Annotated in this window: 20 protein-coding genes and 1 pseudogene; 13 read left to right on the forward strand and 8 right to left on the reverse strand. The window is 65.3% G+C overall.

The features are described 5' to 3' along the window. The first annotated feature begins 30 nt into the window (after positions 1 to 30). From ACAM42_RS30095 to ACAM42_RS30105, 3 genes and pseudogenes are all read left to right on the forward strand, one after another. Positions 31 to 1,239, forward strand: coding sequence for an MFS transporter (locus ACAM42_RS30095; RefSeq protein WP_369630348.1), 1,209 nt, complete (start codon positions 31 to 33; stop codon positions 1,237 to 1,239). Continuing rightward, positions 1,232 to 2,113 carry an ABC transporter substrate-binding protein gene (locus ACAM42_RS30100; RefSeq protein WP_369630349.1) on the forward strand — a complete coding sequence of 294 codons (882 nt, stop codon included), beginning with the start codon at positions 1,232 to 1,234 and terminating at the stop codon, positions 2,111 to 2,113. The genes ACAM42_RS30095 and ACAM42_RS30100 overlap by 8 nt, the downstream gene beginning before the upstream one ends. Positions 2,114 to 2,165: 52 nt before the next feature. Further along, positions 2,166 to 2,261, forward strand: a pseudogene (locus ACAM42_RS30105) (transposase); the annotation flags it as partial. A gap of 6 nt (positions 2,262 to 2,267) precedes the next feature. On the opposite strand, the gene ACAM42_RS30110 reads toward ACAM42_RS30105, so the two are convergent. Further along, positions 2,268 to 2,558: a hypothetical protein gene (locus ACAM42_RS30110; protein ID WP_369632819.1), complete on the reverse strand. Its 291-nt coding sequence runs from the start codon at positions 2,556 to 2,558 to the stop codon at positions 2,268 to 2,270. On the opposite strand from ACAM42_RS30110, the gene ACAM42_RS30115 reads away from it, so the two are divergent. Together ACAM42_RS30115 and ACAM42_RS30120 are read left to right on the forward strand one after the other, a co-directional pair. Next, complete coding sequence (locus ACAM42_RS30115) at positions 2,545 to 2,853, forward strand: hypothetical protein (RefSeq protein ID WP_369630350.1); 309 nt, start codon at positions 2,545 to 2,547, stop codon at positions 2,851 to 2,853. The two genes, ACAM42_RS30110 and ACAM42_RS30115, sit on opposite strands and share 14 nt — an antisense overlap. Before the next feature lie 135 nt (positions 2,854 to 2,988). Further along, a complete protein-coding gene (locus tag ACAM42_RS30120; protein WP_369630351.1) occupies positions 2,989 to 3,204 on the forward strand; it encodes a hypothetical protein in 216 nt (71 codons plus the stop codon). Positions 3,205 to 3,226: 22 nt separating this feature from the next. On the opposite strand, the gene ACAM42_RS30125 is transcribed toward ACAM42_RS30120, so the two are convergent. From ACAM42_RS30125 to ACAM42_RS30140, 4 genes are all read right to left on the reverse strand, one after another. Continuing rightward, positions 3,227 to 3,808: a TetR/AcrR family transcriptional regulator gene (locus tag ACAM42_RS30125; protein ID WP_139701242.1), complete on the reverse strand. Its 582-nt coding sequence runs from the start codon at positions 3,806 to 3,808 to the stop codon at positions 3,227 to 3,229. A gap of 195 nt (positions 3,809 to 4,003) precedes the next feature. After that, positions 4,004 to 4,570, reverse strand: a complete 567-nt coding sequence (locus ACAM42_RS30130; RefSeq protein ID WP_260685111.1) for a cupin domain-containing protein — start codon at positions 4,568 to 4,570, stop codon at positions 4,004 to 4,006. Between the two features lie 55 nt (positions 4,571 to 4,625). Then, a complete protein-coding gene (locus tag ACAM42_RS30135) occupies positions 4,626 to 5,633 on the reverse strand; it encodes a fumarylacetoacetate hydrolase family protein (protein ID WP_260685112.1) in 1,008 nt (335 codons plus the stop codon). Positions 5,634 to 5,643: 10 nt separating this feature from the next. Beyond that, positions 5,644 to 6,642 carry a fumarylacetoacetate hydrolase family protein gene (locus ACAM42_RS30140; protein ID WP_260685113.1) on the reverse strand — a complete coding sequence of 333 codons (999 nt, stop codon included), beginning with the start codon at positions 6,640 to 6,642 and terminating at the stop codon, positions 5,644 to 5,646. Between the two features lie 224 nt (positions 6,643 to 6,866). Between ACAM42_RS30140 and ACAM42_RS30145 the strand changes: the two genes are divergently transcribed. Genes ACAM42_RS30145 through ACAM42_RS30155 form a run of 3 tightly spaced genes read left to right on the forward strand, consistent with a single transcriptional unit; the run spans position 6,867 to position 8,707 of the window. Beyond that, entirely contained in the window at positions 6,867 to 7,751 is an 885-nt protein-coding gene (locus ACAM42_RS30145; RefSeq protein WP_139701240.1) for a 3-keto-5-aminohexanoate cleavage protein, read from the forward strand. A gap of 3 nt (positions 7,752 to 7,754) precedes the next feature. Further along, a complete protein-coding gene (locus ACAM42_RS30150; protein ID WP_139701239.1) occupies positions 7,755 to 8,237 on the forward strand; it encodes a PaaI family thioesterase in 483 nt (160 codons plus the stop codon). Beyond that, positions 8,234 to 8,707 carry a MarR family winged helix-turn-helix transcriptional regulator gene (locus ACAM42_RS30155; RefSeq protein WP_369630352.1) on the forward strand — a complete coding sequence of 158 codons (474 nt, stop codon included), beginning with the start codon at positions 8,234 to 8,236 and terminating at the stop codon, positions 8,705 to 8,707. Before ACAM42_RS30150 ends, ACAM42_RS30155 begins: the two co-directional genes overlap by 4 nt. A gap of 823 nt (positions 8,708 to 9,530) precedes the next feature. Here ACAM42_RS30155 and ACAM42_RS30160 read toward each other — a convergent pair. Together ACAM42_RS30160 and ACAM42_RS30165 are read right to left on the reverse strand one after the other, a co-directional pair. After that, positions 9,531 to 9,653 carry a hypothetical protein gene (locus ACAM42_RS30160; RefSeq protein WP_369630353.1) on the reverse strand — a complete coding sequence of 41 codons (123 nt, stop codon included), beginning with the start codon at positions 9,651 to 9,653 and terminating at the stop codon, positions 9,531 to 9,533. A gap of 54 nt (positions 9,654 to 9,707) precedes the next feature. Continuing rightward, entirely contained in the window at positions 9,708 to 9,983 is a 276-nt protein-coding gene (locus ACAM42_RS30165; protein ID WP_369630354.1) for a tripartite tricarboxylate transporter substrate-binding protein, read from the reverse strand. Between the two features lie 228 nt (positions 9,984 to 10,211). Between ACAM42_RS30165 and ACAM42_RS30170 the strand changes: the two genes are divergently transcribed. The 3 genes from ACAM42_RS30170 to ACAM42_RS30180 are packed head-to-tail and all read left to right on the forward strand — an operon-like array spanning position 10,212 to position 13,539. After that, positions 10,212 to 11,384 (forward strand): pyridoxal phosphate-dependent aminotransferase, encoded by a 1,173-nt coding sequence (locus ACAM42_RS30170; protein ID WP_369630355.1) that lies wholly within the window; start codon positions 10,212 to 10,214, stop codon positions 11,382 to 11,384. 38 nt (positions 11,385 to 11,422) lie between these two features. After that, positions 11,423 to 12,304, forward strand: coding sequence for an alpha/beta fold hydrolase (locus ACAM42_RS30175; protein ID WP_139701236.1), 882 nt, complete (start codon positions 11,423 to 11,425; stop codon positions 12,302 to 12,304). Then, positions 12,301 to 13,539, forward strand: a complete 1,239-nt coding sequence (locus ACAM42_RS30180) for a M20 family metallo-hydrolase (RefSeq protein WP_369630356.1) — start codon at positions 12,301 to 12,303, stop codon at positions 13,537 to 13,539. Before ACAM42_RS30175 ends, ACAM42_RS30180 begins: the two co-directional genes overlap by 4 nt. Positions 13,540 to 13,589: 50 nt before the next feature. On the opposite strand, the gene ACAM42_RS30185 is transcribed toward ACAM42_RS30180, so the two are convergent. Then, positions 13,590 to 14,306 carry a GntR family transcriptional regulator gene (locus ACAM42_RS30185; protein WP_139701234.1) on the reverse strand — a complete coding sequence of 239 codons (717 nt, stop codon included), beginning with the start codon at positions 14,304 to 14,306 and terminating at the stop codon, positions 13,590 to 13,592. A gap of 360 nt (positions 14,307 to 14,666) precedes the next feature. On the opposite strand from ACAM42_RS30185, the gene ACAM42_RS30190 reads away from it, so the two are divergent. Beyond that, positions 14,667 to 15,515 carry an SDR family oxidoreductase gene (locus ACAM42_RS30190; RefSeq protein WP_139701233.1) on the forward strand — a complete coding sequence of 283 codons (849 nt, stop codon included), beginning with the start codon at positions 14,667 to 14,669 and terminating at the stop codon, positions 15,513 to 15,515. Positions 15,516 to 15,689: 174 nt separating this feature from the next. Continuing rightward, positions 15,690 to 16,514 (forward strand): ABC transporter permease, encoded by an 825-nt coding sequence (locus ACAM42_RS30195; protein ID WP_369630357.1) that lies wholly within the window; start codon positions 15,690 to 15,692, stop codon positions 16,512 to 16,514. Positions 16,515 to 16,537: the final 23 nt, after the last annotated feature.

Here is a 16,537-nt window from a genome sequence, read left to right on the forward strand (position 1 = left end):
GACCCCCCCAAGAAAAAGGAGACAGAACCCATGCAAGACACCCAACCCCCGGGCCTCGAAGGCCAGCAGCGCGACGGCATCCCGGGCCGCATCGCACTAGTGGCCGGCCACTGCGCCGGACTGATGGACATCGTGTCCCTGCCCGTCTGGGTGGGCATGGTGCTGATCGGCCAGTTGGGCCTGCAGCCCCAGCTCGCCGGCGCCTTGGCCACCCTGTTCCTGGCCGCCGTGGTGCTCAGCAGCCTGTGCTTCGCACCCCGACTCAACCGCCTGCGGCGCGAGCGCATCACGCCGACGGCCTACGCGCTGGCCGGCCTGTGCTTCGCGGGCATGATGTTCAGCCGCGACTACGCCGCCCTCGCGGGGCTGCACGCGGTGGCCGGCCTGACTGTGGGCTGCGGGCTGTCCATGACGCACGGCACCATGGGCGCCAGCACCAACCCGCATCGCCTGGCCGCCATCGCCTTCACCGCGCTAGCGGTGCTGGCCATCGCCTTCTTCGGTGTGCTACCGCCGCTGGTGCAGCGCCTGGGCGCGAACGCCTTCTTCGCCACCATGGCCGGCGTCATGGGCGTGGCCGCGCTGTGCACGCTGATCGCCTTTCCGGCGCACTGGAAGCTGGCACCGCCGTCGCAGGCCGGTGTGCGCCTGCCTTCGCAGGTGTGGTTCGGCATGGCCGGCGTGAGCCTGATGACGCTGAACCACGCGATGGTCTTCGGCTTCATCGAGCGCATCGGCGGCTGGCATGGCTACACGGCGGCGCAGATCGGCCTGGTGCTGGTCGTGAGCGGCATCGCGAATCTCTTTCCCTCCGCCCTCGCCGGTCTGCTGGACCGGCGCTGGTCTGCAACAGCGGTGGTCTGCATCGGCCCGCTGGTACAGGCCGCCGCCGGCCTACTGGTCACGCAGGGCAACAGCTTTTCCATGTACGTGATCTCGGCCTCCCTGCTGATCAGCGTGCTGGCCTTCACCCACATCTTCGCCTTTGGCCTGCTGGCACGGCAGGACCCGACCGGCCGCGTGGTTGCCTCCAGCCCGGTGATGATCATGACCGGCTCCGCCGGCGGGCCGCTGCTGGGCGGGGTGCTGGCGCAGCATCTGGGCTACGGCAGCCTGGGTTGGGCGGCGCTGGCCATCGGGCTGCTGGCGGCGGTCAGTTTCCGCCTGGGTGCGCGCGACAAGTCCTCCGCGACCCCGGTACACGCGACAGCAACCACCCAAGGCCGAGCGCATGGCTGATGGCATGCAAGTGATGTGGTTCGTGCAACCGGCCGTGGCGGCGGTGGCGCCGGCGCTGGGCCTGGTGGCGGCGGATGCGGTGCAGGGCACGCGCAACCCTTCGTCCGACGCTCAGTTCGAAGCGCTGTGCGCGGGCCGCACCGACATGGTGGTCACGGCCATGGACAACGTGATGGACTGGAACCTTCGGCCCGGCCCGCAGGACTTCTGCATCGTGGCCCAGGTCGAGCGGACCACGCCGCTGCAACTGATCGCCCGCGCCGGCTTGCACACGCTCGAGGAACTCAGGGGCGCGACCGTGCTGGTAGACGCGCCCGCGAACGGCTTCGTGGTCGCCCTGCGCACACTGCTGGCCGACGCGACGCTGCATGCCGTCGATTACACACTGCGTCCCGCCGGCGGCGTGCAGGAGCGCTGGGACGCGCTGCTCGCCGGCCGCGGCGACTGCACGCTGCTGGGCCCGCCCTTCGACGCCGTGGCGCTGCGTGCGGGCTTCGCTGCGCTCGCCTGCGTGCAGCAGAGCTACCCGGCCTTTCCCGGGCAGGGCCTAGTGCTGCGCAAAGCCGCCCTCGATGCCCTGCGCCCTCGCCTGGCGCCCTGGCTGCGTGGGCTGCAGGCGGCCAGTGACCGCATGAGTTCCGGGAACCCGGCCGTGTTTCAGGCCCTGGTGGATGCCGGCTATCCCCCCGGCGCAGTGGCGGCCCAGATCGCCCTGCGACCGCCCAGCCTCGTGCCGGATCGCGAGGGCGTCGAGCTTCTGATCGATCAGCGGCGCCGTCTCGGGCTTGAGGGTGCGGTAGCCGGCTACGCGAACCTTGTCGACCTTTCAATGCTGGACGCGCTCGCGGCCCAGGCGCTGCCCGGCGTGCCCTGATGGGCGCTGGAGGACCTGCGCGTGCATCGGGTACACGCTCACACGACTAGGGGCGCTGACACGCTACCGCGATGACAGGTCCATCGAGATCGACAACAACGCCGCCGAGCGCGCCCTGCGCGGCGCAAGTCTTGTCCGCAAGAACTTCAGCTGATCAATCCACCTTCACCTGGAACAGCACGAAGCCCGTGCCGCCCGGCTCGACCGTGCCCGTGAAGCGCCAGTCGATCGCGCCCGTGCCGCCTGCGGGCTGGGCCGTGGTGCAGGCCACCGCGCCCGCCGGCGGCGCGTTCGCCGGCGTGGTCTTGACGCAGCCCGTGAGCGACGCCGGCGTGGTGCCGGTGGTTGCGCTCACGAAGGTGGTGTAGCCCGGCGTCATGTCGTTCACGACCATGTTGCGGATCGGCGCGTCGCCGTTGTTCGTGTAGGTGATGCGGTACTCCAGCGTCTCCGTACAAACCCACCGACTTCGACGCCATCAGCCAGCTCACCAGCTTGCGCAGCGCGCTCGTCGCCCATCCGGGCCTGCCCGCATCGACTGCATCCTCGTCGACGCACCCGACAACCGCTTCGTCGTGGCCTTGCGCGCCATGCTCACGGACGAAGGCATCGGACCGGACGCCTACGCGCTGGAGCGGGTGGGCGGCGTGCAGGAACGGCACCATGCCATCGTCTCGGGACGTGGCGATGCCACCTTGCTGGGCCCCCCTTCGACGCCATGGCTCTGGAGGCGGGATTGAGCCGCATCGCGACCGTCCAGGAGCGCTACCCCGCATTTCCGGGTCAGCGCCTGGCGGCGAGGGCAGGCGCCCTGGCACGGCTACGCCCCCGCCCTTTCCACTTGGTTGCACGACCTCGAAAAGGCACGCCAGCGCATGATCGGCACGCCGGAGGCCGCTCGCCAAGCATTGGCACCCGCCGGCTTCTCGGCGCTGGCGATGGAAGCGATGCTGCGTGCCACACCGGACTTGCTGTTGCCGGGTCACGCGGGGATCGAGCCACTTGCCGCGCAGCGCCGCAGTTGTGGCCTGCTCGGTGCCGACTTTACGTACGAGCAACTGGTCGACACTTCCGCCTTGCCCGGCGGCTGAAACTCTCCCGCGGGCAGGCGGCTCAGGCGAGCTTGCGCCGTTTGGGCGACGCCGCAGAAGTTTGACCCTCGATGGGTGCCAGCATCTGCATCATCGTGGCGCAGTGTTCGTCCGCGAACTTCTTGTCCAGCGGCAGGTGCCGCATGAGGAGACGGAAGTAGATCGGCGCGTACAGGATGTCCATCTGCAGTTCCGTTTCCACGTCGTTGCGGAACTCGCCCTTGCGGCGCGCGTCTTCGACCACCTCGCGCACGACCGCACGCCGCCCGTACCAGAAACGTTCGCGGAACTCGCGCAGCACGTCCGGGTCGCTCTGCCCCTCGGCCATGATCTGCGAAACGATGCGCCCCGACCAGCCGCTGTACTCCTCGACCAGCAGGTGGATATGCCGCATGAGCGCGTCGCGCGGGCTGACATCCTTCGGCATCGGCGTGTGGGACAGGTGGGTGTGCAGGAATGCCTCGATGACCACCGCGGCCTTCGAGTTCCACCAACGGTAGATGGTGGCCTTGCCCACGCCCGCCTCACGTGCGATCGACTCGATGGAGATCTGGGACACTGGCGTTGTTTCAAGCAGCTTCAGCGTGGCATCGAGAATGGCCATGCGCGATGCATCGCTGCGTGCGCGACCAGGCGAGCGCGTGCGCGAAGCAGCCGGCCCCGGAGCCGCGGCGAGCTTCGCCGCCGAGGAGGCAGCGGAACGGCCGCGCGCTTTGGCTGTGGTCGTTGGAGAAGGAGTTTTGGTCGGCAAGGAATTCTCGATGGCTATTGCGACGAGCCCATTATCCTGGACACGCCATCACACCTTGGCACCCGGCTCCAGGTCCAGCAGCACGAAGGCCATGCGGCATGTCTTGCCGGAGCGATTCGCCCAACTGTGGTTGGTGGCCCTCTGGATCAGGATGTCGCCAGCGCGCATGAGCGTCTCGCCCTCATCCATCAGCGCATGGATCTCGCCGTCCAGCACGATCGCATAGTCAAGAGACTGCGTCTTGTGGAACCAGAAGTGACGGGCATCGCCGGTGTCCCGCACGCCGTGCTCGTCAAGAAAACGCGCCAGCTTCGCGGTCTCGTAGGTTTCGTCCGGCGGAAAATCCACAACCCGCAGAAGCGAACCGCCTTTGGAATGAAAACCGAAGGCTTGACCGGCAGGCGCCGGATCGGTCCCGGGCGCCGCGGCTTCGCCCGTCGCCCACACCACCCGCGCGAGCGGCGTGCCCGGATCGGTTGTGTAGTTCGGCGCAGGTCCGTCGGACACGAAGACGGATTTGCCCTGCGCGTTCTCGCCGGTGACGATGCGCCGCACCGGCCGCGCGTTCGCCGGCGCCTTCGCTTGTTGTTTCTCGATCGTTGCTTCGGTATTCACGCCGAGGGGCCTTTCTTCTAAAGATGGATGAGGGGTTTGCATTCGCTATGCGCGATCAGGCGGACTTCGGCGCTGGCGGCCGTACGCACACATTGCGCTGACTGCCCAGCCCTTCGATTTCCGAGTCGAGCACGTCGCCGTCCTGGAGAAATCGGTTGTAGTGGGTGCCGTTCCCGGCAGGCGATCCGGTGGCGATAAGGTCGCCCGGCCAGAGCTCGATGTGTGCGGAGAGGTATTCGATCTGCCGTGCCACGTCGAACAGCATGTCCGCAGTTGACTCGTCCTGCATGGTCTGTCCATTCAGCTTCAAGGTCATCCGCAGGTTCTGCGGGTCCGCCACGAAGCATGCGGGCACCAGCACGGGACCGAACGGCATGAAGCTCGGGGCGGACTTCGACCTGAGCCAATCGGTGCCCAGCATCTTGTAGTCGGTGCGGGCGATGAGGTCGCGCGCCGAAACGTCGTTCACGATCGCGTAGCCGGCGACGTGATCAAGCGCATCCTTGCGGCGCACGTTCCTGCCACGCCGACCGATGATGACGGCGAGCTCCAACTCCCAATCGGGCTTGCCGGTCGTTGCCGGAAGCAGGATCGGATCGAAAGCACCCGTGACGGCCGAAGGCAACTTCGGGAACGCGTACGGCTCGCCGTGCGCTGCCCGTTCGTCCATCATATCTTCCGCCCACTTGCGCAGCGCAGGGCCATCGAGACCTTCCGGCCCGACGCCCATGTCGAGCGTGAGATCGACCACATGCTTACGGTAGTTGGCCCCTGTGCAAAGCAGCTGCCGCGGCAGGTCCACGGGAGGATGCACCCTCAGGCGGGCCACCGGTATCTGGGCCTCGTGTTCGTCGGCGATGGTTTCCCGCAGCGCCCGCAGCGCCACCAGGTTGCGATCCCAGTCCTGCAGCAGGTCGAGCACCGACGCCTTCTCGGGCCACGCTGCTCCGCAGCGCAGCGCCTGCCCATGCAACGCATGCAAGGGCAGCACCCGATCGCCGATGCACATGGCGGCAAACCGCTCGCCCCTGTCGTGCGAGAAAGTTCCTAGGGAAAACTTCACGGCCGCCTTCTCACATGAAAGGCTTGCGCGGCGTCGGCCACCATGTGCCCTTCTCGGGCTGGCCCATGCGGTTGCGCAGGACGCCGACACCGGACACCTCCAGCTCCACCACATCGCCCGGGCTGAGGCTTCGGCCGAGCTCCAGCGCCGAGCCGTTGCCCATCGTTCCCGAACCGATGACATCGCCCGGCTGCACATGGTCGCCCAACGACACGTAGGCGACCAGCTCCTCGACGCTCCACAGCATCTCCGACGTGTCGCCCTCGCCCCAGGTCTCGCCGTTCACCCTCACGGCCATGCGGATGCGGTCCAGGTGCGGAAACTCGTCGATCGTGGTGATCCAGGGCCCGATGCCGTAGGCAAAGTCCTTGCTCTTGGTCGGTCCCATGCCGATCGCGAATTCGTTGGCCTGCAGGTCGCGGGCCGAGAAGTCGTTGAAGATCGTCACGCCGAACAGATGCGAGCGGGCCGTGTCGGGCGTGATGTTGTGGGCGGTGCGCCCCACGACCCAGCCGATTTCCAATTCATAGTCCATCTTTTCGGCGCGTGCCGGCCAGGGCACCTCGGCCTCATGCCCGATCACCGTCCATGGGGAACCCTTGAAATAGCCGGGCACCTGCAGCAGCGCGGGTGCGGGCGTGAGCTTCATGCGCTCATGGAACTGCCGGATGTGCTTGACGAAAGTGAGGCCGTCGCGCACCACCGACGGGTCGCAGGCAGCGGCCCAATGCAAACCTTCAAAGGGCCTGGACGCGTCGTCTCCGTAGCATGCCGCCGCCTCGTGTGCCGTCTCGAGGAACTGCTCACCAAGAGCGATGGCCGCCGACATGCTTTTGGGAAACACCGCAGATGCGTATCGCAGCGCGGCATCGCGACTGGCACCGCGCGCCTGCTGGCGCAATGCCTCCGCCGCGCGCAGATCGATAACACGGGACTGCTCTGGCAACACCATGCAGATGCGCTGAATCGGGCCATCGAGCCCCTGCACGACAAACCTTCCAAGCTTCACGGCAACTCCTGTCTGAACTTTTTCGATACTATACGTCTCGTTTATATGTCAAATTTGAGTGTTTTCCCTTGGAGACATAGGCACTACCTAGCGGACGTTTTCCTTGACCAACCTATTTTTGGCGTCTACATTCAACTCGATACGACTCGTCTCTTAATATCCCGGCAAGATTCAATCCATGAATGCCGGCTTTGTCACTTCCATTGCCAGCCTTGGCCTCACACATGAGCAAGCGCCCTCCCGTCATCATTTCCTGCGCCTTGACCGGCGCGGGGGACACCCGAGCAAAGAACCCCGCCGTGCCCGCCTCGCCCCGGGAGATCGCGGACCAGGCCATCGATGCTGCGCGCGCCGGCGCATCCATCGTCCACATCCATGTGCGCGAGCCCGAGACAGGCAAGTCCTCCACGAAGTTCGCCTACTACGAGGAGGTCGTGCAGTGCATCCGCGCATCCCGCTGCGATGTACTGATCAATCTCACGACCGGTCCGGGCACGATGCTGACGGTGCCGACCGACGCGCCGTTTCGTGTCGTCCCCATTCCCGACGCCGAACTCATGACGCCGCATGAGCGGGTTGCGCACGTGGTCAGCCTCAAGCCCGACATCTGCAGCCTCGACGTCGCAACCATGAGCTTCGGCGACGCCGTCTTCATCAACCCCGCGAACCACCTGCGCGAGATGGCCGCACAGATCCACGCAAGCGGTGTGACGATGGAGTTGGAGGTCTTCGACTTGGGCCACACCCGCCTGGCGAGTCACCTGATCGCGACAGGTGCAATTCCGAAGAGCGCATATTTCCAGCTGTGCATGTCAGTGCCCTGGGGCGCACCGGCCACGCCGACAGTGTTGGCCGAGATGCAGCGCCTGCTGCCGACCGGCTCGCACTGGAGCGCGTTCGGCATCGGCTCGGACCAATTCCCGATGGTCGCGACTGCCGCGATCCTAGGCGGGCATGTGCGAGTCGGACTCGAGGACAACCTATATGTCTCGCCGGGCAAGCTCGCACGCGACAACGCCGAACTCGTCGCCAAGGCGGCCAGGATCATCGAGGACCTCGGGTATGACGTCGCCACGCCCGATCACGCGCGCACTACTCTGCTAGGCTGAACCGTGAAACCCGGCGAGATTTCCGACATTCCGCTGCAGGGGGACAACCCCACCCGCGCATTCATCGCGGACGCGGTGGCGTCCAGACGCCGACACCTCCCACTGGAGGTGAATCCCGCGCTGGCCAGTCTGTCGGCCCTGCTGGTGGAGAGCGGTAAAGACGAACTGGTGATCCGGTTCACCGCGCCACGCGATGCGACGCAGGGCAACGGCGTAGTGGGCGGAGGCACGCTGGCGAACATGCTGGACCTGGCCATGGCGATGGGGGTCTTGTCGCAACTGAAGCCTGGCCATACATGCGCCACCGTCAGCCTGACAGTCAACATGCAGAGCGCTGGCCACGAAGGTCATTTCATTGCAGTGGCGGGGGTGGACCGGGTCGGGCGGCAGATCGCCTTTGCGCACGCGAAGCTTTACGACGCAGAGCGCTCCCGCCTGATCGCGAATGCCACCTCGTCGCTGGCCGTGATGGCAGTCCGGCCGTGACGTTCGCAAGCTCTTCGGCCCTCTCGGGCTATGACATCGAAGAAGACCTGAATCTCCTAATTCGCAGAATCCTTGCACTCGCCAGCACTGCTGTGAACGCGCGGCTGCGCGGCATCGGCGGACCGACGGAGTCGCAATGGCGGCCACTGCATTTCCTGTACATCCGCGGTCCGTTGCGGATCATCGAACTGGCCCTGCTCTGCGAAATTGATCCGGCCGGCATGACCCGATTGATCGATCGCCTGGAACGCAAGGGGCTTTGCCGCAGATCGCGGTCTCTGTCGGACCGCCGAGTGGTCGAAGTTCTTCTCACCGAGCGCGGCGCGGAATCTGCGCAGCGGGTCGCTCCTGTGCTCGAGCGCGTGCGACACGAACTACTGGCTGACTTCAACACGGCACAGCGGAAGAACCTGCTTCAACTGCTTGTGCGCCTGACGAACAATGCGCGAGGCGGTAAATCTTCTGCGTAGCGTTCGTTCGACCGGCCCGCGCGGTCAGCGCGATCAAGGGCCGCTTCGCACAGTCGAGCCATGCGCTTTCTCTAGCATGGCCATTAGCTTTCATTGCATGGCCCCGCTCGCAGGCCGCCGCTATGGTTGGCCGAGGGGATCAACGCGCTGGTCAAGCCGAAGATCCGTATCAGTTGAAGCACAGCAGCAGTCTGCCTTGTGAAGGCAGAGGCACCAATCCCAAAGAAACATGATGAACGCCCTAGAAAGTAAACCCAAGCCATACGGCCCACCGAGATGGTGGGAGACAATGGCAGGCGCACCGTTGGCGTATTTCCTAGTCCTCGGTGGGTTCTTCGGGGTACTTTTTCTTCTTAAGAAGCTGCTCGTGGCCTTGGGATAGTGCAGGCCTGGCGCAAGGCCTGTTACAGGCCCGTGGGGCGGTTGCAATGCGCGCGGACACCTGGAGCGCAATGAGTACTGCAGTTCAAGCGCTGCTGGATCAGCGATACGACCTGATCGACGTCCTCGGAGGTGTTGAAGAGGCCGCAGGAGATGCGGATGCCGCCGCGCTCGGGCGATACAGTTCCTGAATCACTGTCCTCCCCTTGGGAATAGTGATGGTCCGCCCTGAGCTCGCGAGTTGTACCTCAAAGCTCTCATCACCTTCGGCAGGCCCAACGTGTGCGGCGAAGAATTCGTAGTGCAACTGCTCTTCCGGCTAGCTCTTTGCACGGGCTTCGACCAGAACAGCGTCCATGAACCCCTTTGGGCCACAGACGTAGAGATGAGTACCAGGCTCAGGCTTCGCGAGGCGGGAACATGCTCGCTCCGTCTTCGCTGACTAGGCCTTCAGGTTGCCGGCCTCATCCAGGACTGCAATGCCCATGGGTTTGAAGCCCTTGGCCTTCGAGCGGACCAGTGCCGCTTGGATGATTTCGTTCGCTTGCGCCAGGGTGATGCTCATAGTGTTTTCAATCCTTCAAAAGTGTCTAGAGGCCCGCCCGGCGCATGAGGGTGGTCAGTCCTCGGGGGTGAAGCCAGTTGCTTTGACCACTTGTTGCCAGTAGTCGTAATCGCGCTCGGTCAGCGACGCCAAGGCCGTCGGCGCCCCGTCCAGGGGCTGAAGCGCATTCTTGTCGAACATTTCACCCATGGCCGAGCTTGCGAACTGAGCGTTGACTGCCGCATTCAGTGCATTGACCTTTGCAGCAGGTGTGGCCGTCGGAGCAAACCAACCGAGCCACTCGAACGAACGAGATGTCCTTATAGCCGAGCTCAACCATGCTGGGCACATCGGGAAGGGCCTTCCGCCGCTCCGGACTCGTGACCGCAAGGAGCAAGGCAAGCGGATGAACTGGTGGTTCTTCCCCGGGCTGCGGGCGCTTCGACAATTTATCCCAGGCGAAACCTACTGGATACATAGTGCACTGTTTTGCATTCACAAATCCGATGCAAGTTTTTCTATTTCGCACCATTTGTATGCACACATGACCCTCTAATGGGCAAAAAGCAGCGATTTTGTATGGCACACATCGTGCTGCGTGAATGGGAAAACTCGGACCACCTCATGCGCCCTTTTGAACAACGCAACCGCTACTTCGACCAGCTCTGCAACACGCCCGGCCTGATGTGGCTGGGACAGAACACCAACCACTTCGACCCCCACCCCAGCGTGCTCCACGCCATCGCCGACGCGCTGAAGGACGGCAGCTACCACGCCTATGCACCGCCCTGTGGCTTCGAGGAGCTGCGCCAGCTGATCCTCGAAGACCTAGGCCTGCCCGAGGCTTGCGCCTTCGTCACCGACGGTGGCGTGGAAGCCCTCTTTAACGTCTGCAGCAACATCTGCAAGCCGGGCCAGGACTTCGTCACGACCGACCCGAGCTGGGCTTGGCCGATGCACTTCGCCCGCAAGTTCGGCTCGAACGTCGTCGAGCTGCCAATCTTCAATGAAGAACAAGACTACAAGCTCACCGCCCACCAGCTGAGTGCCGCCGTCGGCCCGAACACCGGCGTGATTTACCTGGTGGACCCGAACAACCCGCTGGGCACTTGCCACACCGCTGACGAGATACGCGAGCTCACCGATATCGCCCGTTCGGTCGGGGCGTATTTCGTCCACGACGCCACCTACTCGCAGTTCGCCGAAGGCTTCACGCCCGCGGCCAAGTTCTACGACAAGAGCATAGTCGTCTACAGCTTCTCGAAGTGGCTGGGCCTGGCCGGCATGCGCCTGGGCGCCGTTGTCTCCGGCGCGGAAATCATCGAGCTGCTGGCCACCGCGCCGCCGAACCACCTGGGGAGCAACGTGCTCTCGCAGCGCGCCGCCATCGCCGGCCTGAAGACCAAGAACGAGTGGTTTCCGCTGGTCAAGCAGCGACTACGCCGCAATCAGGCCGCCGTGGCCGAGACCGTGAAGGCAGTGCCGGGCCTGCGCGTACTGGTGTACCCCTCGCACGCCAACCTGCTGGTGATCGACACTGCCGAAGCCGGCGTGAACCCAGAATCGCTGGTGGCTGCTTACGGCGAGAAAGGGATCATGATCCGCCAGGGCACATACCACACGAAGCGTTTTGGCGACAACTTCATCAAGGTGAGCCTGTCGGTGCCGGAAGAATGGGCCGACCGCTTCTGCGCACTGCTGCCCGCCATGGTCGAGCGCGCACGCACGATACCCGCCCCTGCGCTGTTCTGAACCCGCAGCCGCCCCCCAGCCACCTTTAGGACACGACCATGCCCTTCATCACCGCCCGCGACGGCACCCGCCTGTACTACGAAGAAGCCGGCACCGGCACCCCGATCGTGTTCGTGCACGAGTTCGGTGGCGACCACCGCAGCTGGGAAGCGCAGATGCGCTACTTCACGCGCCGCTACCGCTGCATCACCTTTGCCGCGCGTGGGTACACGCCGTCCGACGTGCCCACCGACGTGGAGCGCTACTCGCAGCAGATCGCCGTCGACGACATCGCCGACGTGATGAGCGGCCTGGACATTGACAAGGCCCACATCGTGGGCCTGTCGATGGGCGGCTTCTCCACGCTGCACTTCGGCTTGCGCCATGCTTCTCGTGCGCTGTCGTTGGTGGTGGCGGGCGCCGGCTACGGCGCAGAAAAGGAGTTCGAGGACTACTTCCGAAACGTGTCGCTCGAAGTGGCGCGCAAGTTCGAGGAGGTGGGCGCGCCCGGGTTCTCGAAGACCTACTCGCAGGCCGGCTCGCGCATCGTATTCCAGGTAAAGGATCCGCGCGGCTGGCAGGAATTCGCCAACCAGCTCGCCGAGCATTCGTCTGTGGGGTCGGCCCGCACGATGCAAGGCGTGCAGGCGCGCCGCCCGTCCATCTACGACCTGGAGGCTAAGCTGCGCCAGATGGCCGTACCCACGCTGGTCGTCGTCGGCGATGAGGACGACCACTGCCTGCAGCCCGGCATCTTCCTGAAGAAGACGGTGCCGGCGTGCGGCCTGCTCGTGCTGCCCAAGACCGGCCACACCCTCAACATCGAGGAGCCGGCGTTGTTCAACCAGTTTGTTAGCGACTTCCTCGCCACCGTTGAACAGGACCTATGGCTACCTCGCGACCCGCGCAGCCAGCCGGCCCAGATCATGAAGACCGAATGACCCAGGCGGCCCTGTTCGTCGACGAACGCCGCCTGAGCGAGCGCCTGGCCGCGCTCGCGCGCATCGGTGCCACGCCCACCGGTGGCGTGAACCGGCCGGCGCTGTCGGCCGAAGACGCCGAGGCCCAGGCGCTGATGGCCTCGTGGGGCCGCGCGCTGGACCTGACGCCCAGCCGCGACGACGCCGGCAACTTCTTCCTGCGCCTGAACGGGCAGGACCCGGACGCCGCGCCGGTGCTGAGCGGCTCCCACCTCGACAGCCAGCCCACCGGTGGCCGATACGACGGCGTGTTCGGCGTCGTGGCCGCGCTCGAAGCCGCGCAGGCCCTGCGCGAAGCCGGCATCACGCCGCGCCGTTCGCTCGACGTGGTGGCCTGGATGAACGAGGAAGGCTCGCGTTTCGCGCCCGGCATGATGGGCGCGGCCGTGTTCGCCGGCGATCGCACGCTAGCCGACATCGGCAGCGTGCGTGATGCCGACGGCATCTGCGTGGCCGACGCGTTGCAGGACACCGCGATGCGCCTGGCGCAGTTGCCGCACCGCCCACTCGCCGGAGCGGTGCACGCCTACGTCGAGGCCCACATCGAACAAGGCCCGGTGCTCGACCGCCTTGGCATCCCGGTCGGTGTGGTCACCGGCATCCAAGGTAAGCACACCTTTCGCGTGGTCGTGGACGGCGAGGCCGCTCACGCCGGCACCTCCAACCGCACCGAGCGCCGCGATGCGCTGCTGGCGGCGCTGGCGATGGTGCAGGCGCTCACCGCCGAGCTGCACGACGCCGAGGATCAGGTGAAGTTCACCGTCGGCCGCTTCGAGGTGACACCCAACGCACCCTCGGTCGTTCCCAGTCGCGTGCTGTTCTCGATCGACCTACGCCACCCCGACACCGATACGCTGCGCCGGCTGAGCGCAGCCGTCGAACCGCTCTGCCAGGCTCACGCAGGCCCGTGCAAGGTGACGGTGACGCGGCTGTCCGCCGCCGACTCGCTGGTGTTCCCCGACGCGATGCGCGCCCGCGTGAAATCGGCCGCCGACACGCTGGGCATCGCGTCGATGGAGCTGCGTTCGGCCGCCGGCCACGATGCTCGTTACCTCCACTCAGTCACGCCTTCGGCAATGGTGTTCGTGCCCAGCCGCGATGGCATCACGCACAACGAGACCGAGTTCACCGAACCGGCCGACCTCGCCGACGGCACTCGTGTGTTGACCGAGGTACTGCAAGGCTTGGTGGGTTGACCTAATGGTGGTGCCGCGACCGATACGGCGAATGACACCGCGCCTGGGGCTCACGCCGGCATGTAGGCGGACACCGCCGAGATCAGGTCGACCATGTCGTCCTGCAGCAGCGTCACATGGTTGGCCGCTGCGGAGAACGCAGCCTCCGGCTCGTTGCGCTGGATCGCATCAATGATGGCTTGGTGCTCGCCGATGGTCGCCAGCATGCGGCCCGGCTGGTAGGTCACGTAGCGGCGGTAGAAGCTCACGCGCTTGCGCAGCAAGCGCGTCTGCGCAGACAGATGGTGCGTGTTCGATGCGTCGTACAGCGCGTCGTGGAAGTTCTGGTTCACCTGGTAGAAGAGGTCGCGGTTGTCGCTGTTCACCAGCGCCTTCAACTCGTCCTGGATCTCCAGCAGGCGCTTACGCTGCTGCGGCGTGGCGCGGCGCGCGGCGTAGCGCGCACACAGGCCTTCGAGCACCGACATTATCTGGAACATCTCGATGATCACCGGCATCGACAGGCTGGCCACGCACACGCCGTTCGGGCCTTTCATCTCGACCAGCCCGGTGCCGGCCAGTGCGCGCAGCGCCTCGCGCACCGGGGTGCGCGAGACCTTGTAGCGCTCGACCAGCTCGGCCTCGTCGAGCCGGGCGCCCGGCTTCAATGCACCGCTGACGATCTGCGCCTCGAGCGACTCACGCAGGTCCTCGGTCAGCGTGACGGATTTGTCCCGCACACGCTCGCGCATCGGCGCGGCGTCATTGGGCGGAAGGGTTGGCTTCATGGGGTCTCCGGATGCTGAGTGTCTGTTCACTGGGACTCGCGGGCCCGCAGGATACGGGATCCCGTCTAGCAGTATTCGCGCCACGAATCCCGAGCCATCCATTCGCGGATCACGCGCCGGCTCGGTGCATTCGCACGCCATTTTGAATCCAATTTTCTAAGTTTTGCATTCACATGCATCAATTTGATGCTAATTTTTGCGCAACTTCGAATACTGAAAGCTAATTTCTGGTGTTTTCCACGTGGCACGGTTAGTGCAATGCCTATCGAAGCCGTGTACGCAACCCCTCGGGGCCTGCGTCACCGCCGAGCCCGGCCCGTGCGCCCCGCCTTCCGACCCTTTGAACACGACTGCACTGACATGACCTCTCTGAACCTGACCCACAAGACCGCCCTCATCACTGGCGCCTCCAAGGGCATCGGCCTAGCCACCGCCTGGGCGTTCGCGAAGGCCGGCGCCCACCTGCACCTCGCCGCCCGCGACAACGCCGCCCTCGAAGCCGCCCGCAAGGAGATCCAGTCCCACCACGACGTGAACGTGCAGGTCCACGCGCTCGACCTGTCGGTGCCCGGCGTAATGAAGCAGCTCGACGCCGCCGTCGGCGACGTCGACATCCTGATAAACAACGCCGGCGATATGCCCTCTGGCCCGATCGAATCGCTCGACTGGGAGGTGGTGCGTCGAGGCTTCTCGCTGAAGGTGCTGGGCTACATGGAGCTCACGCAGCACGTCTACGCGCGCATGAAGCGCCAGGGCCACGGCGTGATCGTCAATGACATCGGCAACTCGGGCGAAAACTGGGATGCGAACTACATCGCCGGCTCCACCTGCAACGCTGCCGTGATGGCCTTCACCCGCGCCCTGGGCGGCGTGAGCCTAGACGACGGCATTCGCGTCGTGGGCGTGAACCCCGGCCCGGTCGCCACCGACCGCATGATCAAACTGATGAAGCGCCGCGCGCTCGACAACTACGGCGACGAAGGCCGCTGGGAAGAGCTGTTCTTGCAATACCCGGGTGGCCGCCCCGCCGAAGCCTACGAAGTGGCCGACCTGATGCTGTTCCTGGCCTCGGACCTGGCCCAGTACATCACCGGGACCATCGTCACCATCGACGGCGGCATCGCCGCCCGCGGCTCGATCATCAAGACGGGCAAGTTGGCGCAGAACCAGCAGGCAAAGCCGCCTGAGCCGGACCGAGCTTCCTATTGATTTGCATGAGTGTCATCGACTCCTGGATTCACCAAAGTGCGACGCCATGCCTTCCTGCAAGGCACGGCGCACACAAATCACTGGCACTGCTCTTGCGGAGTCCCGTGAGCCTGCATTCCCACCACCAGCCCGGCTGGCACTGACCGCGCCCCCGGACAACGACCGCCCCACGCCATGTCGACACCCCTTCCCCTCCCTGCCATCCACGAGTCCCCGGCTTCGACGGGCAGCGCCGCATCGCCATCGCGCCCGCGGCTGCCGCCCGAGGTGCTGATGAGCATCTTGTCGGTGCTGAGCATTGTTGGCCTTTGGTACTTCGCCACGTTGTTCCTGCCGCCGTCGGTACTGCCGCCGCCGCACACCGTGCTGACGGCCATGCACGAGCTGGCCAACACCAGCGAGCTGTGGAGCGACATCGGCATTTCGCTCTGGCGCATCGCACTGGCCTTCGTGGTCGGCATGGGCATCTCGCTCGTGCTGGGCTTCGCGATGGCGGTCTCGCCGCGCGCCGGGATGTTCTTCCGCGTGTGGGTGGTGTGCGGTATCACGGTGCCGGCCATCGTCACCATCCTCACCGTCTACATGATCATCGGCATGAACGACCGGGCCGCCGTCATCGGCGCCGCCATCACTGTCGTACCCTTCCTGACGATCAACATCCGCGAGAGCATTAAGGGCATCGACACGCGGCTGATCCAGATGGGCCGCATCTTCCGCGCCGGCCGCATGCAGATGATCCGCTCGGTGATATTGCCCCAGGTGGCGCCGATGCTGCTGGCCTCCTCGCGCTTCGGCCTGGGCCTGGTCTGGAAGATGGTGTTGTTCGTCGAACTGCTCGGCCGCAGCAGCGGCGTGGGTTACCGCATCGAGTACTACTTCCAAATGTTCGACATGACCCAGGTGCTGGCCTACGCGCTGAGCTTCCTCGTCGTGATGATGTTCATCGAGGTCTTCGTCTTCGGCCTCGTCGAGAAGCACATCTTCCGCTGGCGCCGTTGAGCACGCCCCCGCCCCCGCCCCCC

Origin of the sequence: Variovorax sp. V35 (assembly GCF_041154465.1) — a bacterium.
Lineage (GTDB): Bacteria > Pseudomonadota > Gammaproteobacteria > Burkholderiales > Burkholderiaceae_C > Variovorax > Variovorax boronicumulans.